Origin of the sequence: Geobacillus sp. 46C-IIa, assembly GCF_014679505.1 — a bacterium.
Classification (GTDB): Bacteria; Bacillota; Bacilli; order Bacillales; family Anoxybacillaceae; genus Geobacillus.
The window spans coordinates 3364567-3389808 of sequence record NZ_CP061474.1 but is presented as its reverse complement, the minus strand read 5'-3'; the positions used below and the strand labels follow the sequence as shown (position 1 = coordinate 3389808).

Annotated in this window: 21 protein-coding genes, 2 tRNA genes, 3 rRNA genes, 1 other RNA gene and 1 other annotated feature; of the genes, 25 read left to right on the top strand and 2 right to left on the bottom strand. The window is 52.7% G+C overall.

Features of this window, described 5'->3' with window-relative positions:
• Positions 1-47: 47 nt before the first annotated feature.
• The 4 genes from IC803_RS17090 to serS all read left to right on the top strand — a co-directional run bounded on the left by IC803_RS17090 (position 48) and on the right by serS (position 4585).
• Positions 48-1406, top strand: a complete 1359-nt coding sequence (locus tag IC803_RS17090; protein ID WP_081211233.1) for a serine hydrolase — start codon at positions 48-50, stop codon at positions 1404-1406.
• A 128-nt stretch (positions 1407-1534) separates the two neighbouring features.
• Positions 1535-2419, top strand: a complete 885-nt coding sequence (gene pdxS / locus IC803_RS17085) for a pyridoxal 5'-phosphate synthase lyase subunit PdxS (RefSeq protein ID WP_033018342.1) — start codon at positions 1535-1537, stop codon at positions 2417-2419.
• A gap of 25 nt (positions 2420-2444) precedes the next feature.
• Positions 2445-3032 carry a pyridoxal 5'-phosphate synthase glutaminase subunit PdxT gene (pdxT, locus tag IC803_RS17080; protein ID WP_081211231.1) on the top strand — a complete coding sequence of 196 codons (588 nt, stop codon included), beginning with the start codon at positions 2445-2447 and terminating at the stop codon, positions 3030-3032.
• Positions 3033-3037: 5 nt separating this feature from the next.
• Positions 3038-3256 (top strand) — a binding site (T-box leader).
• 54 nt (positions 3257-3310) lie between these two features.
• Positions 3311-4585, top strand: a complete 1275-nt coding sequence (gene serS, locus IC803_RS17075) for a serine--tRNA ligase (protein WP_081211229.1) — start codon at positions 3311-3313, stop codon at positions 4583-4585.
• Positions 4586-4834: 249 nt separating this feature from the next.
• Here serS and IC803_RS17070 read toward each other — a convergent pair whose 3' ends face one another.
• Positions 4835-6121 (bottom strand): glycoside hydrolase family 18 protein, encoded by a 1287-nt coding sequence (locus IC803_RS17070; RefSeq protein ID WP_081211225.1) that lies wholly within the window; start codon positions 6119-6121, stop codon positions 4835-4837.
• Positions 6122-6206: 85 nt separating this feature from the next.
• Between IC803_RS17070 and tadA the strand changes: the two genes are divergently transcribed.
• The 20 genes from tadA (at position 6207) to rsmI (ending at position 22510) form a co-directional block, all read left to right on the top strand.
• Positions 6207-6689 (top strand): tRNA adenosine(34) deaminase TadA, encoded by a 483-nt coding sequence (gene tadA, locus IC803_RS17065; RefSeq protein WP_223811994.1) that lies wholly within the window; start codon positions 6207-6209, stop codon positions 6687-6689.
• Positions 6690-6742: 53 nt separating this feature from the next.
• An RNA gene (gene ffs / locus IC803_RS17060) (signal recognition particle sRNA large type) lies at positions 6743-7007 on the top strand.
• A 113-nt stretch (positions 7008-7120) separates the two neighbouring features.
• Entirely contained in the window at positions 7121-8800 is a 1680-nt protein-coding gene (gene dnaX, locus IC803_RS17055) for a DNA polymerase III subunit gamma/tau (protein ID WP_081211221.1), read from the top strand.
• 22 nt (positions 8801-8822) lie between these two features.
• Positions 8823-9149: a YbaB/EbfC family nucleoid-associated protein gene (locus IC803_RS17050; RefSeq protein ID WP_008882094.1), complete on the top strand. Its 327-nt coding sequence runs from the start codon at positions 8823-8825 to the stop codon at positions 9147-9149.
• A gap of 9 nt (positions 9150-9158) precedes the next feature.
• The gene (gene recR, locus IC803_RS17045; protein ID WP_029761869.1) at positions 9159-9755 is read left to right on the top strand and encodes a recombination mediator RecR; all 597 of its coding nucleotides are present in this window, start codon (positions 9159-9161) and stop codon (positions 9753-9755) included.
• Between the two features lie 23 nt (positions 9756-9778).
• Complete coding sequence (locus tag IC803_RS17040; RefSeq protein ID WP_081211219.1) at positions 9779-10003, top strand: YaaL family protein; 225 nt, start codon at positions 9779-9781, stop codon at positions 10001-10003.
• An 80-nt stretch (positions 10004-10083) separates the two neighbouring features.
• Positions 10084-10347 carry a pro-sigmaK processing inhibitor BofA family protein gene (locus IC803_RS17035; protein WP_081211217.1) on the top strand — a complete coding sequence of 88 codons (264 nt, stop codon included), beginning with the start codon at positions 10084-10086 and terminating at the stop codon, positions 10345-10347.
• Positions 10348-10643: 296 nt separating this feature from the next.
• Positions 10644-12201: ribosomal RNA gene (locus IC803_RS17030) — 16S ribosomal RNA — on the top strand.
• A gap of 98 nt (positions 12202-12299) precedes the next feature.
• Positions 12300-12373 (top strand) — tRNA-Ile (locus tag IC803_RS17025).
• A gap of 11 nt (positions 12374-12384) precedes the next feature.
• Positions 12385-12460 (top strand) — tRNA-Ala (locus IC803_RS17020).
• Between the two features lie 73 nt (positions 12461-12533).
• Positions 12534-15463 (top strand): 23S ribosomal RNA (locus tag IC803_RS17015).
• A 252-nt stretch (positions 15464-15715) separates the two neighbouring features.
• Positions 15716-15832 (top strand): 5S ribosomal RNA (gene rrf, locus IC803_RS17010).
• Together the 16S, 23S and 5S rRNA genes with 2 tRNA genes alongside form the textbook arrangement of a ribosomal RNA operon.
• Before the next feature lie 203 nt (positions 15833-16035).
• Positions 16036-16242, top strand: coding sequence for a sigma factor G inhibitor Gin (locus tag IC803_RS17005; protein ID WP_081210888.1), 207 nt, complete (start codon positions 16036-16038; stop codon positions 16240-16242).
• A gap of 150 nt (positions 16243-16392) precedes the next feature.
• Positions 16393-17832 carry an aminotransferase class I/II-fold pyridoxal phosphate-dependent enzyme gene (locus IC803_RS17000; RefSeq protein ID WP_081210890.1) on the top strand — a complete coding sequence of 480 codons (1440 nt, stop codon included), beginning with the start codon at positions 16393-16395 and terminating at the stop codon, positions 17830-17832.
• Positions 17833-17852: 20 nt separating this feature from the next.
• Positions 17853-18533, top strand: coding sequence for a dTMP kinase (gene tmk / locus IC803_RS16995; RefSeq protein WP_081210892.1), 681 nt, complete (start codon positions 17853-17855; stop codon positions 18531-18533).
• Positions 18534-18564: 31 nt separating this feature from the next.
• Entirely contained in the window at positions 18565-19557 is a 993-nt protein-coding gene (gene holB / locus IC803_RS16990; protein WP_081210894.1) for a DNA polymerase III subunit delta', read from the top strand.
• Positions 19558-19571: 14 nt separating this feature from the next.
• Positions 19572-20399, top strand: a complete 828-nt coding sequence (locus tag IC803_RS16985) for a PSP1 domain-containing protein (RefSeq protein ID WP_063167064.1) — start codon at positions 19572-19574, stop codon at positions 20397-20399.
• Positions 20400-20460: 61 nt separating this feature from the next.
• Positions 20461-20778, top strand: coding sequence for a DNA replication initiation control protein YabA (gene yabA, locus IC803_RS16980; protein ID WP_063167435.1), 318 nt, complete (start codon positions 20461-20463; stop codon positions 20776-20778).
• Between the two features lie 60 nt (positions 20779-20838).
• On the top strand, positions 20839-21588 hold the full coding sequence (locus IC803_RS16975; RefSeq protein ID WP_081210898.1) for a tRNA1(Val) (adenine(37)-N6)-methyltransferase: 750 nt from the start codon (positions 20839-20841) through the stop codon (positions 21586-21588).
• A 16-nt stretch (positions 21589-21604) separates the two neighbouring features.
• Entirely contained in the window at positions 21605-22510 is a 906-nt protein-coding gene (gene rsmI / locus IC803_RS16970; RefSeq protein ID WP_081210900.1) for a 16S rRNA (cytidine(1402)-2'-O)-methyltransferase, read from the top strand.
• 21 nt (positions 22511-22531) lie between these two features.
• Here the strand turns inward: rsmI and IC803_RS16965 are convergent, their stop codons facing one another.
• Positions 22532-22825: a transition state genes transcriptional regulator AbrB gene (locus tag IC803_RS16965; RefSeq protein WP_020958286.1), complete on the bottom strand. Its 294-nt coding sequence runs from the start codon at positions 22823-22825 to the stop codon at positions 22532-22534.
• Positions 22826-23218: 393 nt separating this feature from the next.
• On the opposite strand from IC803_RS16965, the gene metG reads away from it, so the two are divergent.
• Positions 23219-25171: a methionine--tRNA ligase gene (metG, locus tag IC803_RS16960; protein ID WP_081210902.1), complete on the top strand. Its 1953-nt coding sequence runs from the start codon at positions 23219-23221 to the stop codon at positions 25169-25171.
• The last annotated feature ends 71 nt before the right edge of the window (positions 25172-25242 follow it).

The window sequence follows — 25242 nt, the reverse complement described above, 5'->3', positions numbered from 1 at the left end:
TTGGCTGTCCATATGTTACAATAACGATTGTGTAAGGAGGGTGCGACGTGAAGACGAGGAAACGAAACTGGTTTTTTTGGCTGCTGTCGATTTGTCTTTGTTTGACATTATGGCCGTTCCAACGAACGGTGAAAGCGGAGAGCGCGCCGCTTGATATTCGGGCGGACGCCGCTATTTTAGTGGACGCGCAAACGGGAAGGATTTTGTACGAAAAGAATATTGATACGGTGCTTGGCATTGCCAGTATGACGAAAATGATGACTGAATATTTGCTTCTTAACGCCATTAAAGCGAAGCGTGTTAAATGGGACCAAACGTATACGCCAAGCGATTACGTATATCGGTTGTCGCAGGATCGGGCGCTGTCAAACGTCCCGCTGCGCAAAGACGGGCAATATACGGTTCGCGAGCTGTATGAGGCGATGGCCATCTATTCAGCGAACGCGGCAACGGTCGCGATCGCCGAAATCATTGCCGGATCGGAGAAAAATTTTGTGCGAATGATGAACGAAAAAGCGAAGGAGCTCGGACTCAAAGATTATAAATTTGTCAATGCCACCGGGTTAAGTAACAGCGACTTAAAGGGATTCCATCCGGAAGGAACAAGCCAGGACGAGGAGAACGTCATGTCTGCACGGGCGATGGCGACGCTTGCCTATCGGCTGTTGAAAGATCATCCAGAAGTGCTGGAAACAGCCAGTATCCCCAGGAAACTGTTCCGAGAAGGAACGGAAGATGAAATCAAAATGGACAACTGGAACTGGATGCTGCCAGGGCTTGTGTACGGATATGAAGGGGTAGATGGGTTAAAAACCGGCTATACGGAGTTTGCCGGCAATTGCTTCACCGGAACGGCGAAACGGAACGGCGTCCGTCTCATTTCTGTCGTTATGAACGCGAAAGATGCGAGCGGAAAAACGACGAAAGAGGCGCGCTTCGAGGAAACGAAAAAACTATTTAACTATGGATTTAATCAATACTCGCTTCAAACGCTTTATCCGAAGGGATATCAGCTGAAAGGAAAAGAGACGCTTCCAGTCGTGAAAGGGAAAGAAAAAGAAGTTCATGTCGCCACGGCCAAAAAACTATCGCTGCTAGTGAGACACGGCGAGGAAAAACAGTACAAACCGGTCTATGTATTGGATAAGAAAAAGATGACAAATGAGGGCGAGCTGACCGCTCCGTTGAAAAAGGGAGAGACGGTCGGATATATGACGCTCGAATATAAGGGAGATGACTCTCTTGCCTTTTTGAGCCCGGACATGCAAAAAAACATTCGTGTGCCGCTTGTGACGACCGTCGAGGTGGAAAAAGCAAACTGGTTTGTGCTCTCCATGCGTGCGATCGGCGGACTGTTTGCCGACTTATGGACGAGCGCTGCTGAAACGGTGAAAGGCTGGCTGTAAAACGACTCCCCTGCCGGGGGAGCTTTTTTCCATTGTGATTTTTGTAAAAATTGAGGTAAAATAAAACAGTGGAATCATCCTTTTGCGTATATGGCAAAGCATAAGGATAGGAATAGGGGGAATCAACGTTGGCATTGACAGGCACAGACCGCGTCAAACGCGGCATGGCGGAAATGCAAAAAGGCGGCGTCATTATGGACGTCGTCAACGCAGAACAGGCTAAAATTGCAGAGGCGGCAGGGGCTGTCGCGGTTATGGCGCTCGAGCGCGTCCCGGCGGACATTCGCGCTGCCGGCGGCGTCGCGCGCATGGCGGATCCGACGGTGGTCGAAGAAGTGATGAACGCTGTGTCGATCCCGGTCATGGCGAAAGTGCGCATCGGTCATTATGTGGAAGCGCGCGTCCTTGAGGCGCTCGGCGTGGACTATATCGACGAAAGCGAAGTGTTGACGCCGGCTGATGAGGAATTCCATATCGATAAACGGCAGTTTACGGTTCCGTTTGTATGCGGGTGTCGCGACTTAGGTGAGGCCGCCCGCCGCATTGCTGAAGGGGCATCGATGCTGCGGACAAAAGGGGAGCCGGGGACAGGCAACATCGTTGAGGCGGTGCGCCATATGCGCAAAGTCAACGCGCAAATCCGCAAAGTCGTCAGCATGAGCGAAGACGAGCTTGTCGCTGAGGCGAAGCAGCTTGGGGCTCCGGTCGAAGTGTTGCGTGAAATTAAACGGCTTGGTCGCCTCCCGGTCGTCAATTTCGCCGCCGGCGGTGTCGCGACACCGGCTGACGCCGCTCTTATGATGCACTTAGGCGCAGACGGCGTCTTTGTCGGGTCAGGCATTTTCAAATCGGAAAACCCGGAAAAATATGCGCGTGCGATCGTTGAAGCGACGACTCATTACGAGGACTACGAGCTGATCGCCCACTTATCCAAAGGGTTGGGCGGCGCGATGCGCGGCATTGATGTCGCGACGTTGCTGCCGGAGCACCGCATGCAAGAACGCGGCTGGTAAAGCCAGGCAAAGGAGTAAAGGGACGATGAAAATAGGTGTACTCGGACTGCAAGGGGCCGTGCAAGAACATATCCACGCCATTGAGGCGTGCGGCGCCGAGGCGGTCATCGTGAAAAAGCCGGAGCAGCTCGCTGGACTCGATGGGCTCGTGTTGCCGGGCGGCGAAAGCACGACGATGCGGCGCCTCATTGACCGGTACGGACTCATGGAGCCGCTGAAGCAATTTGCCGCCGACGGCAAGCCGATGTTCGGCACGTGCGCCGGGCTCATTTTGCTGGCGAAACGAATCGTCGGTTACGACGAGCCGCACTTAGGTTTGATGGACATTACGGTTGAACGGAACTCGTTCGGACGGCAGCGGGAAAGCTTTGAAGCGGAGCTGTCGATTAAAGGGGTCGGCGACGGGTTCGTCGGCGTCTTCATCCGTGCGCCGCACATCGTCGAGGTCGGGGACGGGGTCGATATCCTCGCGACATACAACGACCGCATTGTCGCGGCTCGGCAAGGCCAATTTCTTGGCTGCTCGTTCCACCCCGAACTGACCGATGACCATCGGTTCATGCAATACTTCTTAAATATGGTCAAGGAAGCAAAAACGGTATCAAGCGTATAATGAATGCGAACGCGATGAGAGGAACTAGTAGCAGGCATCCCTCCTTTCAGAGAGCCGGTGGTTGGTGCGAACCGGCAGGAGGCGCCTGTGAATCCATCCTCGAGCAAAATGCTGAACACCTGAGCGGTCAGTAGGCGTTTTCGGCAGCCGCCGTTATCGGCATGAGCGGAAGGCATGACGGCCTTCAATGAGGGTGGCACCGCGGGAACGCTCCCGTCCCTTTTTTGGGACGGGAGCGTTTTTATGTATAATAAATGGTGGGTAAGGAGGTAAAACAAATGTTGGATGTAAAATTACTGCGCACTCAATTTCAAGAGGTAAAAGAAAAGTTGATGCAGCGTGGCGGGGACTTGGCCAACATCGACCGGTTTGAGCAGCTCGACAAAGAGCGCCGTCGCTTGATTGCTGAGGCCGAGGAACTCAAAAGCAAGCGCAATGATGTGTCGCAACAAATCGCCGTCTTAAAGCGCGAAAAAAAGGAAGCTGAACCGTTGATCGCCGAAATGCGTGAAGTCGGTGATCGCATTAAAGAGATGGATGAGCAAATTCGCCAACTTGAGGAAGAGCTCGACAGCCTTCTTTTGTCGATTCCAAACGTGCCGCATGAGTCCGTGCCGGTCGGCCAATCGGAAGAAGATAACGTTGAAGTGAGAAGATGGGGCGAACCACGCTCGTTTCCGTTTGAACCGAAGCCGCATTGGGACATTGCTGACCAGCTCGGTTTGCTTGATTTTGAGCGGGCCGCCAAAGTGGCAGGAAGCCGGTTTGTGTTTTATAAAGGGCTAGGGGCTCGTCTTGAGCGGGCATTAATCAACTTTATGCTCGACATTCATCTCGATGAGTTTGGTTACCAAGAGGTGTTGCCGCCATATTTAGTGAACCGGGCGAGCATGATCGGAACCGGGCAGCTTCCGAAGTTTGCTGAGGATGCATTTCATTTGGACAGCGAAGACTATTTTCTCATTCCGACAGCGGAAGTGCCGGTGACGAACTTGCATCGCGATGAAATTTTAGCGGCTGACGATTTGCCGCTTTACTATGCGGCTTACAGTGCGTGCTTCCGCGCCGAAGCCGGATCGGCTGGCCGCGATACGAGGGGGCTCATTCGCCAGCACCAATTCAATAAAGTCGAGCTCGTCAAGTTCGTCAAGCCGGAGGATTCATATGACGAGTTGGAAAAATTGACGCGCCAAGCGGAAACGATCTTGCAGCGGCTTGGGCTTCCGTATCGTGTCGTCGCCTTGTGTACGGGGGATCTTGGATTTTCCGCGGCGAAGACATATGATATTGAGGTGTGGCTGCCAAGCTATGGCACGTACCGGGAAATTTCGTCGTGCAGCAACTTCGAGGCGTTCCAGGCGCGCCGCGCCAATATCCGCTTCCGCCGCGAGCCGAAAGCAAAGCCGGAGTATGTGCATACGCTAAACGGCTCAGGGCTAGCGATCGGGCGCACCGTTGCCGCCATTTTGGAAAACTACCAGCAAGAAGACGGATCGGTCGTGATCCCGGAAGCGCTCCGTCCGTACATGGGGAACCGGGATGTCATTCGCTGAACAAAAGGTGCTAAGTAAATCGTTGGTTGACTTTTCCCGGCAACCGTGTTATAGTGAATGACGTTGGCAACGAGGATAAAGGGACGGCGGACGCCGATTTCTTGTTCTCAGCCACGGCGATAACGAACAATACTGACGCGCATAAGAGGAGATTGCCACCCGAAACGGCTGATCAAAATGCCGTTTCCCGCCATAAAAAAACCCGCCAGGCGAAGGCGGGTTTTTTTATTGTTTTTGGTCTTAGTGGCACTATTTTTTCACCACCGTGAATTGATCGGCGATTAGCAGCCAGTTTTGCGGGAAGTCAAGACCAAGTTTCCAGTAACTGACTCCACGCAAACCAAGTTCTTTGACTAAATGAAATTTCGCTTGGATGGAACGGGCATCTTCAAACCATACTTCATGTTCGCGGCCGTTCTCGTCGCGATAGCGAAAGTGGGGCGCCTGCGCCTCGATGTCGTATTCAATGGCGACGTTATACTTTGCCGCAAGGGCGATGGCTTGCTGCGGGCTAATGGCCCGGGCGTACGGACCGCCCGGTACGTACGGCAACGTCCAGTCATAGCCATACAAGTTTTGCCCCATTAAAATTTTTCCTGCCGGCATTTCCGAAATGGCATACTCAAGTACGCGGCGAACCGGTCCGATCGGGGAAACAGGCATTGGCGGCCCACCGCTGTAACCCCATTCGTACGTCATAATGACGACAAAATCAACAATTTGTCCGTGGGCGCGGTAATCGTGCGCCTCGTACCAGCGCCCGCGCTGAGTCGCACTCGTTTTCGGCGCTAGAGCGGTCGACATCAACCATCCTTCCCGTTCAAACCGACGTTTCGCCTTGCGCAAAAAGGCGTTGTATGCCTCGCGGTCTTCCGGGCGCAAATATTCAAAATCGAAATGAATATCGCGAAAACCGTAACGTCTAGCGGTCGCGACAATGTTGTCGAGCAGGCGGTTTTGCAGTGTCTCATTCGTTAAAATGAGCGCACCGAGCTCGTCGCTGAACTGTCCGTTTTCAATGTTGGCGACAACCATAACAAGCGTGACGCGGTTGGCGCGGGCGATGGCCGGAAAGTCGTCAAGCGGCGGCCCTTGCAGTGTCGCGTCGCGCCGGATGGAAAAATAAAAGGGGCTTAAATAGGTCAAATACGGGGCGGCCTCGCGGGCGCTCGCTTCCAGTGCTGGGCTGACGGTGGCTCCGCGCGGCTCGATATACGCGTTAAACTCCGCCCTCCGCTTGGCGCCGGGAGGGATGTACAGCCGCTGACCGACCCGCAGCGGGGCATTTAACGAGAGGCGGTTCACCTCTGCAAGCCGCTGCATCGGAATGGAGAATCGGCGCGCAATCGACCATAAACTGTCGCCGCGCTGCACCCAATAAAAACGGCCGACGATCGGGATGACGAGCGTCTGGCCGACAACAAGTTCATCAGGATTTGGAAGCTTGTTGGCCCGGACAATTTCCTCGACGGTCGTTCCGTATGCCTCAGCGATCCCGCTCAACGTTTGTCCGCTCTGTATGACATGGATTTGCATACTTAACCTCCTAGTTGCGTCTTTATTCTCCATATTTTATGATGGAAAGGCAAGAGAAATGACCGTTTGCGCAAAGGGGTATACGATGAACCACGATGAGTATTACATGAAGTTAGCGATTGAAGAGGCAAAAAAAGCGGAGCAAATCGGTGAAGTGCCGATCGGAGCCGTTATCGTCCAAGACGGACGCGTCATCGCCCGCGCCCATAATTTGCGGGAAACGGAGCAACGCGCCATTGCCCATGCGGAAATTTTAGCGATTGATGAAGCGTGCCAGGCGATCGGTTCATGGCGGCTTGAGCGGGCGACGTTGTATGTGACGCTTGAGCCATGCGCCATGTGTGCGGGAGCTATCGTTCTTTCCCGCATTGAGCGGGTTGTGTTTGGCGCCAGCGACCCAAAAGGGGGATGCGCCGGGACGTTGATGAACTTGCTGCAAGAGAGCCGGTTCAACCACCAAGCCGACGTCACTAGCGGCGTATTGGCTAGCGAGTGCGGGTCGTTATTAAGCGATTTTTTCCGCCGATTGCGTGAACAAAAGAAAAATGTTGGCGGAAGTTCCAACTAAAATTCCGCCTATTTACGTTGCATTTTTCCCGTAAACGAGCTATACTGATAGTGCCGTGCTAAGCGGGGAGGTAGCGGTGCCCTGTACTCGCAATCCGCTCTAGCGAGGCTGAATCCCTTCTCGAGGTTAGTCTGTTGTGAGGCCTGTCTCAAGCAAGTGGCGTTGACGTCTGGGTCCCGCGCAATGGGATTCCGTGAACCCTGTCAGGTCCGGAAGGAAGCAGCAGTAAGCGGATGCTCCCATGTGCCGCGGGGGTGCCTGGGCTGAGCTAACTGCTTGAGCAACGCTCGGGGCAGCTAATCGACAGAAGGTGCACGGCCTTACATAGGCGAAACAAAACCCACTCATGACGAGTGGGTTTTTTGTTATTTTAAATTGAAACGAGAAGTTATATAATAAATAGGATGAGAGGAAGAGGAGGGCCGTTTTCCGTGGCATATCAAGCGTTATACCGTGTTTTCCGGCCGCAGCGCTTCGCTGACATGGTCGGCCAGGAACACGTAACGAAAACATTGCAAAGCGCCCTGCTTCAACATAAAATATCGCACGCTTACCTATTTTCCGGTCCCCGCGGAACGGGAAAAACGAGCGCGGCGAAAATTTTCGCCAAGGCGGTCAATTGCGAACATGCTCCGGCGGCCGAACCGTGCAACGAATGTCCCGCTTGCCTCGGCATTACGAACGGAACGGTTCCTGATGTGCTGGAAATTGACGCCGCTTCGAACAACCGTGTCGATGAAATCCGCGACATCCGCGACAAAGTCAAGTTTGCACCGACTTCGGTCCGCTATAAAGTGTACATTATTGACGAAGTGCACATGTTGTCGATCGGCGCGTTTAACGCGCTGCTGAAAACATTAGAAGAGCCGCCGAAACATGTCATTTTCATTTTGGCCACGACCGAGCCGCATAAAATTCCGGCAACGATTATTTCCCGCTGTCAACGGTTCGACTTTCGCCGCATTCCGCTATCGGCCATCGTTTCTCGGCTGAAATACGTAGCGAATGCCCAAGGAGTGGAAGCATCCGATGAGGCGCTGTCAGCCATTGCCCGCGCCGCCGATGGGGGGATGCGCGATGCGCTCAGCCTGCTTGACCAAGCGATTTCGTTTAGCGATGGGAAGCTTGAGCTCGACGATGTGCTGGCGATGACCGGGGCGGCGTCATTTGCCGCATTAGCCGACTTCATTGGGGCCATCTACCGCAAAGATACAGCAGCGGTTCTTCAGCAGTTCGAAGCAATGATGGCGCAAGGGAAAGACCCGAACCGTCTAGTGGAAGATTTAATTTTGTATTATCGCGACTTGTTGCTGTACAAAACCGCCCCTCATGTGGAAGGAGCTATTCAACTTGCAGTCGTCGACGAGGCGTTTACCTCGCTTTCGGAAACGATTCCTCTTTCTGATTTATACGGAGCGATTGAGCTGTTGAACAAAAGCCAGCAAGAGATGAAGTGGACGAACCACCCGCGCCTCCTTTTGGAAGTGGCGCTTGTGAAGCTTTGCCATCAGCCGGTCGCCGCCCCAGCGCGGACCGCCTCCGAGCTGGAACCGTTAGTGAAGCGGATTGAGACGCTGGAAGCCGAACTGCGCCGCCTGAAGGAACAGCCGCCCACTCCTTCATCAGCTGTCGCCCCGACGAAAAAAACGGTGAAGGCGGTAAAAACTGGGGGATATAAAGTGCCGGTCGGCCGCATTCACGAACTGTTGAAGCAGGCGACGCACGAAGATTTAGCGTTGGTGAAAGGACGCTGGGCTGATGTGCTTGACACGCTGAAGCGGCAGCATAAAGTGTCGCATGCCGCCTTGCTTCAAGAGAGCGAGCCGGTCGCAGCGAGCGCCTCGGCATTTGTGTTAAAGTTTAAGTATGAAATTCACTGCAAAATGGCGACAGATCCGGCGAGCTCCGTGAAGGAAAACGTTGAGACGATTTTGTTCGAACTGACGAACCGGCGGTTTGAAATGGTCGCCATTCCGGAAGAAGAATGGGGAAAAATAAGGGAAGAGTTTATCCGCAACAAAGAAGCCAAAGCGGAAAAAAGTGAAGAAGAACCGTTGATCGCCGAAGCAAAACGACTGTTCGGCGAAGGGCTGATCGAAATTAAAGAATAAGCAATTGAAGGAGGATCCTAGAATGATGCGTGGCGGAATGGGAAATATGCAAAAAATGTTGAAACAAATGCAAAAGATGCAAAAAGAAATGCAAAAGGCGCAAGAAGAGTTAGCGGAAAAAACGGTAGAAGGCACAGCCGGGGGCGGCATGGTGACGGTCGTCGCCAATGGTCATAAACAAATTTTAGAGGTCAAAATTAAGGAAGAAGTCGTAGACCCAGACGATATTGAAATGCTGCAAGATTTAATTTTAGCGGCGACAAACGATGCGCTCAAAAAGGTGGATGAACTGGCGAACGACATGATGGGGCAATTTACGAAAGGGTTAAACATTCCAGGACTGTTCTAGGGGGAAATTATGCATTATCCAGAGCCAATATCGAAGTTAATTGACAGTTTTATGAAACTGCCCGGGATCGGTCCAAAAACAGCCGCCCGCCTTGCATTCCATGTGCTGGCGATGAAAGAGGACACCGTGCTCGAGTTTGCCAAAGCGCTCGTCGATGTGAAGCGCCATATTCATTATTGCACGATTTGCGGACATATTACGGATACAGACCCTTGTTACATCTGCAAAGATGAACGGCGCGACCGAACGATGATTTGCGTCGTCCAAGACCCGAAAGATGTCATCGCTATGGAGAAGATGAAGGAATATAACGGTCTATATCATGTGTTGCACGGGGCCATCTCCCCAATGGAAGGGATCGGTCCGGAAGACATTAAAATCGCCGAGCTGCTGGCAAGATTGCAGGATGAAACGATCCAAGAAGTGATTTTGGCGACCGACCCAAACATTGAAGGGGAGGCGACGGCTATGTATTTATCGCGCCTGCTAAAACCGACAGGGATCAAAGTCACCCGCATCGCCCATGGCTTGCCGGTCGGCGGCGATTTGGAATATGCGGATGAAGTGACATTATCAAAAGCGTTGGAAGGACGCCGTGAGCTGTAGAGAGAAAGAAGGTGGGGATCGGTTTGCTATGGCGGCGGAAGGGAAAACTAAAAAGACAATTTGATGAAAAACTAATCGCCGAGCTGCAAAAAGCAAGAACCGAGTGGCTCGAACAAAAACAGCTTATCGAAAAAAGCGTTGATCCATCGCTGGAGGTGCTGAGCGCGCTCCAACTGGCGGAGGCGAAATATTTTTTTCTCCTCCGCGAAGCGAAGCACCGCCGCATCACATTGAAGGAAGTGCGTTGACTTCCTTATTTTTTTGTTCTTTTTTCCCCCGTGTTTCATACGTTTGTAGTACAAGCGTGCAAAAAAAGGGGGTTCAATCATTGGAACCGAAAATCGTCATTACGGTGCTGTTAACGCTGATCGCCGTGCTCCTTATTGTCGGCGCTCGCCTTAAGGCGCTTCGCTTTGTCGGCTACGCCGCCATCCGCCTAATCGTCGGCGCACTCGCGCTGTTTGTCATCAATGCCGTTGGCGGACATTTTAACATTCATATCCCGATTAACTTAATTACTTCGCTCGTTTGTGGATTTCTTGGCCTCCCAGGGGCTGCAGCATTAATTGTGATTGACCAATATATTTTGTGAGGATCAGTTCATCTGAAATAAAGTTATGAAAAGGCACCATTCTAGCCAAAATGCCTTTTCATTTTTTTTGTTAAAAAACTATTGACTTTTATATAGATATAAAGTATATTAATAAACGTCGCTGTTAATAAACAAAAAAACAATTGACAGCGAAGTGGATGGTAAGTATAATAACAAAGGTGTGCAACACTCAATCAAAAGTTCCTTGAAAACTAAACAAAACACAAGCGTCATACGAAAAGCTGAGGTTTGCGGCACCTTTGGTGCTGAGGCCGAAGCAAAAGCCAATCAACTTTCTTTTGGAGAGTTTGATCCTGGCTCAGGACGAACGCTGGCGGCGTGCCTAATACATGCAAGTCGAGCGGACCGAATGAGAGCTTGCTCTTGTTTGGTCAGCGGCGGACGGGTGAGTAACACGTGGGCAACCTGCCCGCAAGACCGGGATAACTCCGGGAAACCGGAGCTAATACCGGATAACACCGAAGACCGCATGGTCTTTGGTTGAAAGGCGGCCTTTGGCTGTCACTTGCGGATGGGCCCGCGGCGCATTAGCTAGTTGGTGAGGTAACGGCTCACCAAGGCGACGATGCGTAGCCGGCCTGAGAGGGTGACCGGCCACACTGGGACTGAGACACGGCCCAGACTCCTACGGGAGGCAGCAGTAGGGAATCTTCCGCAATGGACGAAAGTCTGACGGAGCGACGCCGCGTGAGCGAAGAAGGCCTTCGGGTCGTAAAGCTCTGTTGTGAGGGACGAAGGAGCGCCGTTTGAACAAGGCGGCGCGGTGACGGTACCTCACGAGAAAGCCCCGGCTAACTACGTGCCAGCAGCCGCGGTAATACGTAGGGGGCGAGCGTTGTCCGGAATTATTGGGCGTAAAGCGCGCGCAGGCGGTTCCTTAAGTCTGATGTGAAAGCCCACGGCTCAACCGTGGAGGGTCATTGGAAACTGGGGGACTTGAGTGCAGGAGAGGAGAGCGGAATTCCACGTGTAGCGGTGAAATGCGTAGAGATGTGGAGGAACACCAGTGGCGAAGGCGGCTCTCTGGCCTGCAACTGACGCTGAGGCGCGAAAGTGTGGGGAGCAAACAGGATTAGATACCCTGGTAGTCCACGCCGTAAACGATGAGTGCTAAGTGTTAGAGGGGTCACACCCTTTAGTGCTGCAGCTAACGCGATAAGCACTCCGCCTGGGGAGTACGGCCGCAAGGCTGAAACTCAAAGGAATTGACGGGGGCCCGCACAAGCGGTGGAGCATGTGGTTTAATTCGAAGCAACGCGAAGAACCTTACCAGGTCTTGACATCCCCTGACAACCCAAGAGATTGGGCGTTCCCCCTTCGGGGGGACAGGGTGACAGGTGGTGCATGGTTGTCGTCAGCTCGTGTCGTGAGATGTTGGGTTAAGTCCCGCAACGAGCGCAACCCTTGCCTCTCGTTGCCAGCATTCAGTTGGGCACTCTAGAGGGACTGCCGGCTAAAAGTCGGAGGAAGGTGGGGATGACGTCAAATCATCATGCCCCTTATGACCTGGGCTACACACGTGCTACAATGGGCGGTACAAAGGGCTGCGAACCCGCGAGGGGGAGCGAATCCCAAAAAGCCGCTCTCAGTTCGGATTGCAGGCTGCAACTCGCCTGCATGAAGCCGGAATCGCTAGTAATCGCGGATCAGCATGCCGCGGTGAATACGTTCCCGGGCCTTGTACACACCGCCCGTCACACCACGAGAGCTTGCAACACCCGAAGTCGGTGAGGTAACCCTGACGGGAGCCAGCCGCCGAAGGTGGGGCAAGTGATTGGGGTGAAGTCGTAACAAGGTAGCCGTACCGGAAGGTGCGGCTGGATCACCTCCTTTCTAAGGATGCATTGACAAAACCTTTCGGTTTGATTATAATGGCGCTTGGTGTTTTGTTTAGTTTTGAGGGAATTGGTTATTCTCTGCACATACATTATGGGCCTATAGCTCAGCTGGTCAGAGCGCACGCCTGATAAGCGTGAGGTCGGTGGTTCAAGTCCACTTAGGCCCATCCTATATTGTGGGGCCTTAGCTCAGCTGGGAGAGCGCCTGCTTTGCACGCAGGAGGTCATCGGTTCGATCCCGATAGGCTCCACCATTTTAAGTGAACAGAAATCGTTCCTTGAAAACTAGATAACCGATACACAAAAGGAAGAAGCCGAGACGCTTTAGGTTAAGCTAGAAAGGGCGCACGGTGGATGCCTTGGCACTAGGAGCCGATGAAGGACGGGGCAAACGCCGAAACGCTCCGGGGAGCTGTAAGCAAGCGTTGATCCGGAGATGTCCGAATGGGGGAACCCCCTGTCCGTAATGGGACAGGATCCATGCCTGAATCCATAGGGCATGGAGGGCACACCCGGGGAACTGAAACATCTTAGTACCCGGAGGAGAAGAAAGCAAACGCGATTCCCTGAGTAGCGGCGAGCGAAACGGGAACAGCCCAAACCAAGAGGCGTGCCTCTTGGGGTTGTAGGACCGCTCATGTGGGAGTGAGAAAGGAACGGGGTAGACGAACCGGTCTGGAACGGCCGGCCAGAGAAGGTGAGAGCCCTGTAGTCGAAACTTCGTTCCCTCCCGAGCGGCTCCTGAGTACGGCGGGACACGGGAAATCCCGTCGGAAGCAGGGAGGACCATCTCCCAAGGCTAAATACTCCCTAGTGACCGATAGTGAACCAGTACCGTGAGGGAAAGGTGAAAAGCACCCCGGAAGGGGAGTGAAAGAGAACCTGAAACCGTGTGCCTACAAGTAGTCAGAGCCCGTTTATGGGTGATGGCGTGCCTTTTGTAGAATGAACCGGCGAGTGACGATGGCGTGCGAGGTTAAGCCAAGAAGGCGGAGCCGCAGCGAAAGCGAGTCTGAACAGGGCGCATGAGTACGTCGTCGTCGACCCGAAACCAGGTGATCTACCCATGTCCAGGGTGAAGGCCGGGTAACACCGGCTGGAGGCTCGAACCCACGCACGTTGAAAAGTGCGGGGATGAGGTGTGGGTAGGGGTGAAATGCCAATCGAACTTGGAGATAGCTGGTTCTCCCCGAAATAGCTTTAGGGCTAGCCTCAAGGTAAGAGTGTTGGAGGTAGAGCACTGATTGGGCTAGGGGCCCTCATCGGGTTACCGAACCCAGTCAAACTCCGAATGCCAATGACTTATCCTTGGGAGTCAGACTGCGAGTGATAAGATCCGTGGTCAAGAGGGAAACAGCCCAGATCGCCAGCTAAGGCCCCTAAGTGCACGTTCAGTGGAAAAGGATGTGGAGTTGCGAAGACAACCAGGATGTTGGCTTAGAAGCAGCCACCATTTAAAGAGTGCGTAATAGCTCACTGGTCGAGTGACTCTGCGCCGAAAATGTACCGGGGCTAAACGTGCCGCCGAAGCTGCGGGATGACCGTTGGTCATCGGTAGGGGAGCGTTCTAAGGGCAGAGAAGCCAGACCGGAAGGACTGGTGGAGCGCTTAGAAGTGAGAATGCCGGTATGAGTAGCGAAAACAGAGGTGAGAATCCTCTGCGCCGAAAGCCTAAGGGTTCCTGAGGAAGGTTCGTCCGCTCAGGGTTAGTCGGGACCTAAGCCGAGGCCGAAAGGCGTAGGTGATGGACAACAGGTTGAGATTCCTGTACCACCTCCTTCCCGTTTGAGCGATGGGGGGACGCAGGAGGATAGGGTGAGCAGGCGGCTGGAAGAGCCTGTCCAAGCAGTGAGGCTGGCCAGCAGGCAAATCCGCTGGCTAAAAGGCTGAGCTGTGATGGCGACGGATTCGATCCGGAAGTCCCTGATTCCACACTGCCAAGAAAAGCCTCTAGCGAGGGAAGAGGTGCCCGTACCGCAAACCGACACAGGTAGGCGAGGAGAGAATCCTAAGGCGCGCGGGAGAACTCTCGTTAAGGAACTCGGCAAAATGACCCCGTAACTTCGGGAGAAGGGGTGCTCTTTCGGGTGATGAGCCTGGAAGAGCCGCAGTGAAAAGGCCCAAGCGACTGTTTATCAAAAACACAGGTCTCTGCGAAGCCGAAAGGCGAAGTATAGGGGCTGACACCTGCCCGGTGCTGGAAGGTTAAGGGGAGCGCTTAGCGCAAGCGAAGGTGCGAACCGAAGCCCCAGTAAACGGCGGCCGTAACTATAACGGTCCTAAGGTAGCGAAATTCCTTGTCGGGTAAGTTCCGACCCGCACGAAAGGTGTAACGACTTGGGCACTGTCTCAACGAGAGACCCGGTGAAATTATACTACCTGTGAAGATGCAGGTTACCCGCGACAGGACGGAAAGACCCCGTGGAGCTTTACTGCAGCCTGATATGGAATTTTGGTATCGCTTGTACAGGATAGGTGGGAGCCTGAGAAGCCGGAGCGCCAGCTTCGGTGGAGGCGGCGGTGGGATACCACCCTGGCGGTATTGAAATTCTAACCCGCACCCCTTAAGCGGGGTGGGAGACAGTGTCAGGTGGGCAGTTTGACTGGGGCGGTCGCCTCCCAAAAAGGTAACGGAGGCGCCCAAAGGTTCCCTCAGAATGGTTGGAAATCATTCGGAGAGTGCAAAGGCACAAGGGAGCTTGACTGCGAGACGGACAGGTCGAGCAGGGACGAAAGTCGGGCTTAGTGATCCGGTGGTTCCGCATGGAAGGGCCATCGCTCAACGGATAAAAGCTACCCCGGGGATAACAGGCTGATCTCCCCCAAGAGTCCACATCGACGGGGAGGTTTGGCACCTCGATGTCGGCTCATCGCATCCTGGGGCTGTAGTCGGTCCCAAGGGTTGGGCTGTTCGCCCATTAAAGCGGTACGCGAGCTGGGTTCAGAACGTCGTGAGACAGTTCGGTCCCTATCCGTCGCGGGCGCAGGAAATTTGAGAGGAGCTGTCCTTAGTACGAGAGGACCGGGATGGACGCACCGCTGGTGTACCAGTTGTCCCGCCAGGGGCACCGCTGGGTAGCTATGTGCGGACGGGATAAGCGCTGAAAGCATCTAAGCGTGAAGCCCCCCTCAAGATGAGATTTCCCATCGCCAAAAGCGAGTAAGATCCCTCGAAGATGACGAGGTCGATAGGTCCGAGGTGGAAGCGTGGCGACACGTGGAGCTGACGGATACTAATCGATCGAGGGCTTAACCTAGAAAGGAAAAGCGGAGGCCGCCCGCCTATCGGCGAAACGCGCTGGAGGGCCTGCGAGGAGGCTCGAACCAAGCAAAGCTTGGTTCTGCGTGGGTGGTGCCATAGGAGCGTATGCAATGTGTCGCCGCCGCAGCAGGACCGAAGCGTCGCGAGCCGATGGCGGCCGGAGCTAGACAGAAAGTGGAAGCGCCGCGGCTTCTTCCCCAACACGGTTATCTAGTTTTGAGGGAATGATCCCCACAACGTTATATGGCCTAGTGGTGATAGCGGAGAGGAAACACCCGTTCCCATCCCGAACACGGAAGTTAAGCTCTCCAGCGCCGATGGTAGTTGGGGCCAGCGCCCCTGCAAGAGTAGGTCGCTGCTAGGCAATGAGAAAGCAGCCAATTGTGCATCAGGCACAATTGGCTGCTTTCGTTTTTTATTCGGAACACCCAAAACCTCCAATCTGCTGCTTGGCAAGTGCTTTAAGACAAATAATCCCCTGCGCGCGCGGTGGAGCGTTCAATCTTTCCGTCTACTAGTATAGAATGTTATCAATGTGGGAAACATAGAGGATGGGAGGTGGAGAGCGTGAGGACATCGGCGATTGGCCAAAACAAACGTGGAAACGTGTGCATTGTTTGTGAACAAGAAAAAGAGGAAGGTATTTTTCTTTTTGGCCATTTTCTTTGTTTGGATTGCCACCGAGCAATTGTGCAAACGAATACGGACGATCCGAATTACGCATTTTATGTGCGGCAGCTGCGGAAAATGATAACCTCTAAAATTTATTCGTAAAGGCCTATATCGGGCCTGTTTTTATTTGTTTTGCCTTGTGCAAAAACAGCCTGGGTGCTGTGTGCGCGTTTCTTTTCGAGACGGTTCGTGTTAATATTATTTTGTTGTTCAGATGGGTAGGTAGGAGAGCAGCAAGGAAAGAGGGTTGCCATGAATCAAACAAAAACTCCTTTATATGACGCGTTAATGCGCCATTGGGCGCGCCGTCCGGTTTCGTTCCACGTGCCAGGTCATAAATATGGCGCCGTGTTTTCGAAACGGGCGGGGGATGTGTTTTCTTCGGTATTGACGTTGGATGCGACGGAGATTTCCGGGCTTGATGACTTGCACCATCCGGAAGCGGCCATTGCTGAGGCGCAGGCATTGGCGGCCGAACTGTATGGCGCCGAGGAAACGTTTTTCCTTGTGAACGGATCGACGGCAGGAAATTTGGCGATGATCGCCACCGTATGTGATGAAAAGAAGCGGAAAGTCATTGTGCAACGCAACTGCCATAAATCAGTGATGCATGCACTGCAGCTCATGGGGGCAACCCCTGTTCTTCTTTCTCCTGTGTTTGACAGCGATATGCACGTTGCTTCGCACGTTTGCGTGGAAGCTATCAAAGAGGCGCTTGCCCTTCATCGCGACGCCGCTGCCGTTGTATTGACGAACCCGAATTATTATGGGATGTCGATTGATTTAACAGAAATCGTCTGTCTAGCTCATGACTATGGGATTCCCGTGCTTGTCGATGAGGCGCACGGCGCCCATTTCGTCATCGGCCCTCCGTTTCCGAAGCCGGCGCTTGCTTGCGGTGCCGATGTGGTTGTGCAGTCGGCGCATAAAACATTGCCGGCGATGACGATGGGGGCGTTTTTGCATGTGAACAGCGGGCGCATCGATGTAGAGCGGTTGAAATATTTTTTGCAACTGTTTCAATCGAGCAGCCCGTCTTACCCGATTATGGCGTCGCTTGATTTGGCGCGAAGCTATGTCGCCGAGCTTGCGGAAGATGATGTGGCGGCGATGGCAGCAGAAATTGAAGAATTCAAGGCGGCATTGGCCCATATAGATGGGGTGGCGGTCGTTTCTTCCCGACAGTCCGATGTGCAGACGGACCTGCTGAAAGTGACGGTACAAACACGCAGTTCGCTGACGGGGTATGAACTGCAGCAACGGCTCGAGCGCGAAGGGGTGTTTACAGAACTGGCCGATCCGTTGAACGTTCTGCTCGTTTGTCCGCTCGCTGCGACCGGCAGGCTTATGGAGGCAGTGGGAAAAATGAAGCGGGCGTGGCGCGGGTTGCCGGCCGGCGAGACGCCGTTGCTTGGCTCCTTTCCATTTTTACGCCCGCCGCTCTCGGTGTTAGTCCCGTATGATGAGTTGCGCGATGCACGGAAAAAAGCGGTCGCTTTAGAGGAGGCGGAAGGGTATGTGGCGGCGGAAACGGTCATTCCATACCCTCCTGGGGTGCCGCTTATGTGGATCGGCGAACGAATCGACCGCGTTCATATTGAACAAATTCGCCAGCTTCTCCGCCATCGGGCGCATGTGCAAGGCGGAAGCCGGCTCGGAGATGGATTGCTTGTCGTATATGAACTTCGATGACGGAAAGGGTGCTGCGGGTGATGAACGGGTATTTTTTTTCGTTTGAGGGGCCGGAAGGGGCCGGAAAAACGACGATGATCGGCAAGCTCGAGTCGTTTTTGCGCGGGCGAGGTTTTGACGTAATGGTAACGAGGGAGCCCGGCGGAGTGCGCATCGCTGAGGCGATTCGTGCGCTCATTTTAAATCGCGAGTATACAGAAATGGACGGGCGGACGGAAGCGCTTTTGTATGCGGCGGCGAGGCGGCAGCATTTGCTTGAGAAAATTGTTCCGGCGCTCGAGGCTGGCCGCGTTGTGCTGTGCGACCGATTTGTCGACAGCTCGCTCGCCTACCAAGGATTTGCCCGCGGGCTTGGTGTCGAAGAAGTATGGAAAATTAACGAGTTTGCCATTGATGGATATATGCCGTCTTTGACGGTTTATTTTGATATTGATCCGCACATCGGGCTCGAACGGATTCGGCAAAACCGGGAGCGGGAAGTGAACCGGCTCGATCTTGAAGCGTTGTCTTTTCATGATAAGGTAAGGGAAGGATATCGAGAGTTGGCGAAGCGGTTTGCCGATCGGATCGTCGTCATCGATGCAAGCCGACCGCTCGATGATGTGTTTTCCGAGACGGCGACGGCGGTGCTCTCCCGCCTTGAAGGAAGATCAAAGCGTGATTTCCATGAATCCGGCCGTGATGATTCGCACTGGACATGATAGAATAGAAGGTAAGAAACGAGAAAGAGTGATGGCGATGCGATGGGAACAGCTAGCAAAACGCCAGCCAGTCGTGGCGAAAATGCTGCAAAGCGGCCTTGAAAAAGGGCGAATTTCCCATGCGTACTTGTTTGAAGGGCAACGGGGAACGGGAAAAAAAGCGGCCGGTTTGTTGTTGGCAAAAAGCTTGTTTTGTCTATCCCCGTCAGGAATTGCGCCTTGTTTGGAATGCCGCAACTGCCGGCGCATCGATTCCGGGAATCATCCGGACGTTCGGGTAGTCAGCCCGGATGGCGGATCGATTAAGAAAGAACAAATCGAATGGCTGCAACAGGAGTTCATGAAAACGGCTGTTGAATCTGACAAAAAGATGTATATTGTCGAACATGCTGATCAAATGACGACAAGCGCTGCCAACAGCTTGCTGAAATTTTTGGAGGAGCCGCATCCAGGAACGGTGGCAGTGTTGTTAACCGAACAATACCATCGCCTGTTAGGAACGGTCATTTCCCGCTGTCAAGTGCTTTCCTTCCGGCCGCTGCCGCCGGAAGAACTTGCCGATCAGCTCGTTGAAGAACGCGTGCCGCTGACGTTGGCGTTGCTCGCCGCCCACTTGACGAACAGCTACGATGAAGCGTTGGCGCTCAGCCAAGAGCGTTGGTTTGCCGAGGCGCGAACGTTAGTGCTACAATTATACGAGATGCTTGGCAAGCCGGAGTTGCAGCTGCTGTTTTTTATCCACGACCGTTTGTTTCCTCATTTTTCAGAAAAACACCAGCTCGATCTCGGGCTCGACTTGCTTTTGTATATATATCGCGATTTGTTGCACATTCAAGCCGGAAGGACGGATAGCGCATTATACCGGGATGAGCTTGACCGCCTGCAGCGCTGGGCGCTTTCTTGCCCACAACGGCGGATCCTAGACAGCATGGAAGCGATTTTGCAAGCGAAAGCGCGTTTAACTACGACGAATATGAGCACGGCGCTGCTTGTAGAGCAGCTGGCTCTTCAACTAAAGAGGTAAAGGAGGGAGAACCGTTGTATACTGTCGTCGGCGTCCGTTTTAAAAAGGCGGGAAAAATTTATTATTTTGATCCAGGCGATTTTGTCATTCCCGCCGGTGAGTTTGTCATTGTCGAGACGGCGCGCGGCATTGAATACGGAAAAGTCGTCATCGCCAATAAACAAGTCGATGAAAACGATATCGTGCTGCCGCTCAAAAAAGTGATTCGCGTGGCGAATGAAAAAGATAAATGGATCGTTGAAGAAAATAAAAAAGCGGCGCGTGAGGCGTATGACATTTGCCTGCGCAAGGTCGAAGAGCATGGGCTCGAGATGAAGCTCGTGGATGTAGAATATACGTTTGACCGCAATAAAGTCATCTTTTACTTCACCGCCGACGGGCGTGTCGATTTCCGTGAGCTCGTCAAAGACTTGGCATCGATTTTCCGCACCCGCATCGAGCTGCGGCAAATCGGGGTGCGCGATGAGGCGAAAATGCTCGGCGGCATCGGCCCGTGCGGCCGGATGCTTTGCTGCTCGACATTTCTTGGCGATTTTGAACCGGTATCGATCAAAATGGCGAAGGATCAGAACTTGTCGCTTAACCCGACGAAAATTTCCGGATTGTGTGGACGGTTGATGTGCTGCTTGAAATATGAGAGTGAGGAGTATGAGACGGCAAAAGAGCAGCTTCCGGATTTAGGAGAGTATGTCGAGACACCGTATGGCTTTGGCAAAGTGGTCGGTTTGAACATTTTAGAGCGGGTGCTGCAAATCGAATTGCCGGAGCACGGCCGGGTCGTCGAATATACGCTTGATGAGTTGATGAAGAACGGAACGTTATCGATTCGTGTCGCAGATTAATTTGGGGTGGGGCCATGTGGAAAAGGTAGATAAAAAAGAAGTGTTTCAATCGGTGGCAAACATGGAAGAGCATCTGAGCCATTTTTACCGTGAGCTTGTGCAGCTGAAACAGCGCGTAGCCGAGCTGTTGGAGGAAAACCATCAGCTGCAAATCGAAAACGCCCATCTGCGCCGGCGGCTTGAGCAGCTGCTTGAGGCATGGGAAGAAGAAAAACGAAAAGAGACGAAGCATGGCAAAAAGCTGATCGACATTGGCGAAGGGTATGACAATTTAGCCCGCCTTTACCAAGAAGGATTCCATATTTGCCACGTCCACTACGGAAGCGTACGCACAGAGGGCGATTGCTTGTTTTGTTTATCGTTTTTAAACAAAAAATAAAGGTAGTGCAACCCTTTCCGCTCCGGAAAGGTTATTTTTTTCAATGGAGGATCGTGTGTGATGGTGGAATTGTACGGGGATGAACGGCTTGATTATTTGTTCAATGAGGAGCTTCGCATCATTCAGAGCCCGTCCGTATTTTCTTTTTCCCTTGATGCGGTGCTGCTCGCCCATTTTGCCTATTTGCCTATTCAAAAAGGGCACATCGTCGATTTATGCACGGGCAACGGGGTGATCCCACTGTTGCTGAGCCAGCGGACAAAAGGGGCGATTATCGGCATTGAAATTCAGGAGCGGCTTTGCGACATGGCGAGGCGAAGCGTGCAGTACAACGGGCTTGAAGAACAAATCGAGATTATACACGGCGACATTAAAGACGCGCCGCAACGAATTGGCTACAGCCGGTACGATGTCGTTACGTGCAACCCCCCGTATTTTCCAGCTGCCGGCAAAGATGAGCTGAGCAAAAACAAACACTTGGCCATCGCCCGCCACGAAATTTATTGTACATTGGAAGATGTCGTTCGCGTCAGCAGCCAATTGTTGAAGCAAGGCGGAAAAGCGGCGTTCGTCCATCGGCCTGGGCGGCTGCCTGACATCGTAATGCTTATGCGCCAATACCGGCTTGAGCCGAAGCGACTCCGGTTTGTCTATCCAAAAGCGGGAAAAGAGGCGAACATGATTTTAATTGAAGGAATGAAAGATGCCAGCCCAGATTTAAAAGTGTTGCCCCCGCTTGTCGTTTATGGCGAGGACAACGAATATACGGAGGAAACGAAGCGCATCTTATATGGGATTATTTCACCGTAAAAGGGGCGGAACGCGAATGCTTTGGCAACAAAAAAGCTTTGCTGAGCAAATGGAACAAGGAACGCTGTACATCGTGCCGACACCGATCGGCAATTTGGAAGATATGACGTTTCGTGCGGTGCGAACGCTGCGGGAGGCGGATGTGATCGCCGCCGAAGATACAAGGCAGACGAAAAAGCTGTTGTCTCATTTCGACATTCATACACCGCTTGTGAGCTATCATGAGCATAATAGGTACGCCAGCGGCCGGCAGCTTGTCGAATGGCTGAAAGAAGGGAAAACTGTAGCGTTAGTGAGCGATGCCGGCATGCCGGGCATTTCCGACCCCGGATATGAACTGATTGTCGCGGCGTTGGCGGAACGATGCCGCGTTGTTCCCCTTCCCGGAGCGAACGCGGCGTTAACGGCGCTTGTCGCCTCCGGGCTGCCGACCGGCCGCTTTTTGTTCATCGGTTTTTTAGAGCGGGCGAAAAAAGAGAGGCGGGAGCAGTTGCTGTCGTTAAAAACGGCGGCGGAGACGTTGATTTTTTATGAAGCCCCTCACCGTCTGAAAGAAACGCTTGCGGCCATGTATGACGTATTTGGTGAGCGGCGCGTCGCTCTTTGCCGCGAGTTGACGAAACGGTTCGAGGAGTTCATCCGCGGCGATTTGAGCGAGGTGATCGCTTGGGCGGAGACAGCTGACATCCGCGGTGAGTTTTGTGTCGTTGTTGAGGGGGCGCGGAGCGGAGGTGAACCCGAACAGGAAGAAGAAGCGTGGTGGCAGCCGCTTTCGCTTGTCGAACATGTCGATTATTATGTTCGCGAGCATGGTCTTTCCGTCAAGGAAGCGGTGAAACAGGCGGCTGGCGATCGAAACATGTCGAAACGCGACGTCTATCAACAGTACCATCAGCGGCAAGAAAAAAAAGAGTTTCTCTGAGAAGCCAGAGAAACTCTTTTTTTATTCGTTGTCCGTTGCCTCTTGCAAGTGTTGGCGGATCTCCTGAAGCAAAATTTCCGCTCCTTCGCGGCTTAAAATGATTTTGCCGCCGGCTAATTTAAAGTTGTCGTCTGACACTTCGCCGGTGACGACGCACGTCATGTTCGGTTTATATTTTTTCAAAATGATGCGATCGTCGTCGACGTAAATTTCTAATGCATCTTTTTCGTTAATATCTAACGTGCGGCGCAACTCAATCGGGATGACGACGCGGCCCAACTCATCGACTTTACGTACGATCCCTGTTGATTTCATCGTCTTTTCTCCTCTCCGAAATGATTTTTTGCGTTTATTCGTCAATATTCGACAAATTTCCTACACCCTAATCATATCAGTGTTTCCATTATGCGTCAATCCTTTAATATGTAAAATTTTAAAAAAATGTATATTGTTATTTCAAAAAAAAGCTTGTCGATGAACAAAGGGAAAAATGAATCTTTTTGGCTGTTTAAACCCTATCCTTCTATAATAAATTCGTGGCTCATTTCGAAAATAAGGACGTATTTTTGTCCGTTCGGGTATATTTTTTCCACCGAGGAGAAATAGATGTTTTTGTAGAATGAAAAAATTATGTAAAATAGAAGTAACGCCGCTCCCGTCGCCAGACGGGGGTTTTTGTGCTCAACAGTATGAGGGAGGGCCTGACTGATGGAGAAAAAGACGTTTTATTTGACGACGCCGATTTATTATCCGAGCGACAAATTGCATATCGGCCATGCCTATACAACCGTGGCGGGGGATGCGCTGGCGCGCTATAAACGGCTGCGCGGCTACGATGTCATGTATTTGACGGGAACCGATGAGCACGGGCAAAAAATTCAACGCAAGGCAGAGGAAAAAGGGGTGACGCCGCAGCAATATGTCGATGAGATCGTCGCTGGCATTCAGGAGTTGTGGAAAAAGCTTGACATTTCCTATGACGATTTCATTCGCACAACGCAGGAGCGGCATAAAAAAGTGGTGGAAGCCATTTTTGCCCGTCTTGTCGAACAAGGTGATATTTATTTAGGGGAATATGAAGGCTGGTACTGTACGCCGTGCGAATCGTTTTACACCGAGCGGCAGCTTGTCGACGGCAACTGCCCGGACTGCGGCCGTCCGGTTGAAAAAGTGAAAGAGCAGTCGTACTTTTTCCGGATGAGCAAATACGTCGACCGCTTGCTTCAATATTACGAGGAAAATCCAGATTTCATCCAACCGGAATCGCGGAAAAATGAAATGATCAACAATTTTATTAAGCCAGGGCTTGAAGATTTGGCCGTGTCGCGGACGACGTTTGACTGGGGCATTAAAGTGCCGGGCGATCCGAAACATGTTATTTACGTATGGATCGATGCGCTTGCCAACTATATTACGGCGCTCGGCTACGGCACGGACAATGATGAGAAGTTCCGCAAATATTGGCCGGCCGATGTCCATTTAGTCGGCAAAGAGATCGTCCGCTTCCATACGATTTATTGGCCGATTATGCTTATGGCGCTCGGTTTGCCGCTGCCGAAAAAAGTGTTCGGCCATGGCTGGCTGCTCATGAAAGATGGGAAAATGTCGAAATCGAAAGGCAATGTCGTTGACCCGGTGACGCTCATTGACCGGTACGGGCTCGATGCGCTCCGCTATTATTTGCTGAGGGAAGTGCCGTTCGGTTCCGACGGTGTATTCACACCGGAAGGATTCGTTGAGCGCATCAACTACGATTTGGCCAATGACCTAGGCAATTTATTGCATCGCACTGTAGCGATGATCGAAAAATACTTTGCCGGAACCATTCCACCGTATCGCGGGCCGAAGACGCCGTTTGACGAAGAGCTGACGCAAACGGCGCGCGCAGCGGTCCGCCAGTATGAGGAAGCGATGGAACGGATGGAGTTTTCCGTTGCTCTTGCCTCGGTTTGGCAGCTCATCGGCCGGACGAACAAATACATTGATGAGACGCAACCATGGGCATTGGCCAAAGATGAGAGCAAACGGGAAGAGCTTGCCTCCGTCATGACTCATCTCGCTGAGTCGCTCCGCCATACGGCAGTGTTGTTGCAGCCGTTTTTGACGCGTACGCCGGAGCGCATGTTTGCCCAGCTCGGCATCCATGACCATTCATTGAAAGAGTGGAACAGCTTGTATGATTTCGGCCTCATTCCGGAAGGAACAAACGTGCAAAAAGGGGAACCGCTGTTCCCGCGCCTTGATATTGAAGCGGAAGTCGAGTACATTAAGGCGCATATGCAGGGCGGCAAGCCGGTGGCGGAACCGGCCAAAGCGGAGAATCGAGCGGCTGAGACCGCCGAAATTTCCATTGATGAGTTTGCCAAAGTCGACTTGCGCGTTGCCGAAGTCGTGCGTGCCGAACGGATGAAAAACGCCGACAAGCTGCTGAAGCTCGAGCTTGATCTTGGCGGCGAGAAACGGCAAGTGATCTCCGGCATCGCTGAATTTTACAAACCGGAGGAACTCATCGGCAAAAAGGTCATTTGCGTCGCCAATTTAAAACCGGCCAAACTGCGCGGCGAGTGGTCGGAAGGAATGATTTTGGCCGGCGGCAACGGCGGGGAGTTTTCGCTGGCGACTGTCGATCAACATGTGCCGAATGGGACAAAAATAAAATAGTAAATCACCGTTTGATCGACGAGGGGGTGTCGGCCTTGACACCTCCTTGTTGCCATTTTGTAATGGAAATG

Excerpts from the sequence above, each read along its gene's own strand:
- IC803_RS16965 (WP_020958286.1), bottom strand. The coding sequence starts at position 22,825 with ATGAAATCAACAGGGATCGTACGTAAAGTCGATGAGTTGGGCCGCGTC.
- IC803_RS17070 (WP_081211225.1), bottom strand. The coding sequence starts at position 6,121 with ATGCAAATCCATGTCATACAGAGCGGACAAACGTTGAGCGGGATCGCT.
- tmk (WP_081210892.1), top strand. The coding sequence starts at position 17,853 with ATGAACGGGTATTTTTTTTCGTTTGAGGGGCCGGAAGGGGCCGGAAAA.
- metG (WP_081210902.1), top strand. The coding sequence starts at position 23,219 with ATGGAGAAAAAGACGTTTTATTTGACGACGCCGATTTATTATCCGAGC.
- holB (WP_081210894.1), top strand. The coding sequence starts at position 18,565 with ATGGCGATGCGATGGGAACAGCTAGCAAAACGCCAGCCAGTCGTGGCG.
- serS (WP_081211229.1), top strand. The coding sequence starts at position 3,311 with ATGTTGGATGTAAAATTACTGCGCACTCAATTTCAAGAGGTAAAAGAA.
- IC803_RS17050 (WP_008882094.1), top strand. The coding sequence starts at position 8,823 with ATGATGCGTGGCGGAATGGGAAATATGCAAAAAATGTTGAAACAAATG.
- pdxT (WP_081211231.1), top strand. The coding sequence starts at position 2,445 with ATGAAAATAGGTGTACTCGGACTGCAAGGGGCCGTGCAAGAACATATC.
- IC803_RS17000 (WP_081210890.1), top strand. The coding sequence starts at position 16,393 with ATGAATCAAACAAAAACTCCTTTATATGACGCGTTAATGCGCCATTGG.
- IC803_RS16975 (WP_081210898.1), top strand. The coding sequence starts at position 20,839 with ATGGTGGAATTGTACGGGGATGAACGGCTTGATTATTTGTTCAATGAG.
- rsmI (WP_081210900.1), top strand. The coding sequence starts at position 21,605 with ATGCTTTGGCAACAAAAAAGCTTTGCTGAGCAAATGGAACAAGGAACG.
- recR (WP_029761869.1), top strand. The coding sequence starts at position 9,159 with ATGCATTATCCAGAGCCAATATCGAAGTTAATTGACAGTTTTATGAAA.
- yabA (WP_063167435.1), top strand. The coding sequence starts at position 20,461 with ATGGAAGAGCATCTGAGCCATTTTTACCGTGAGCTTGTGCAGCTGAAA.
- tadA (WP_223811994.1), top strand. The coding sequence starts at position 6,207 with ATGAACCACGATGAGTATTACATGAAGTTAGCGATTGAAGAGGCAAAA.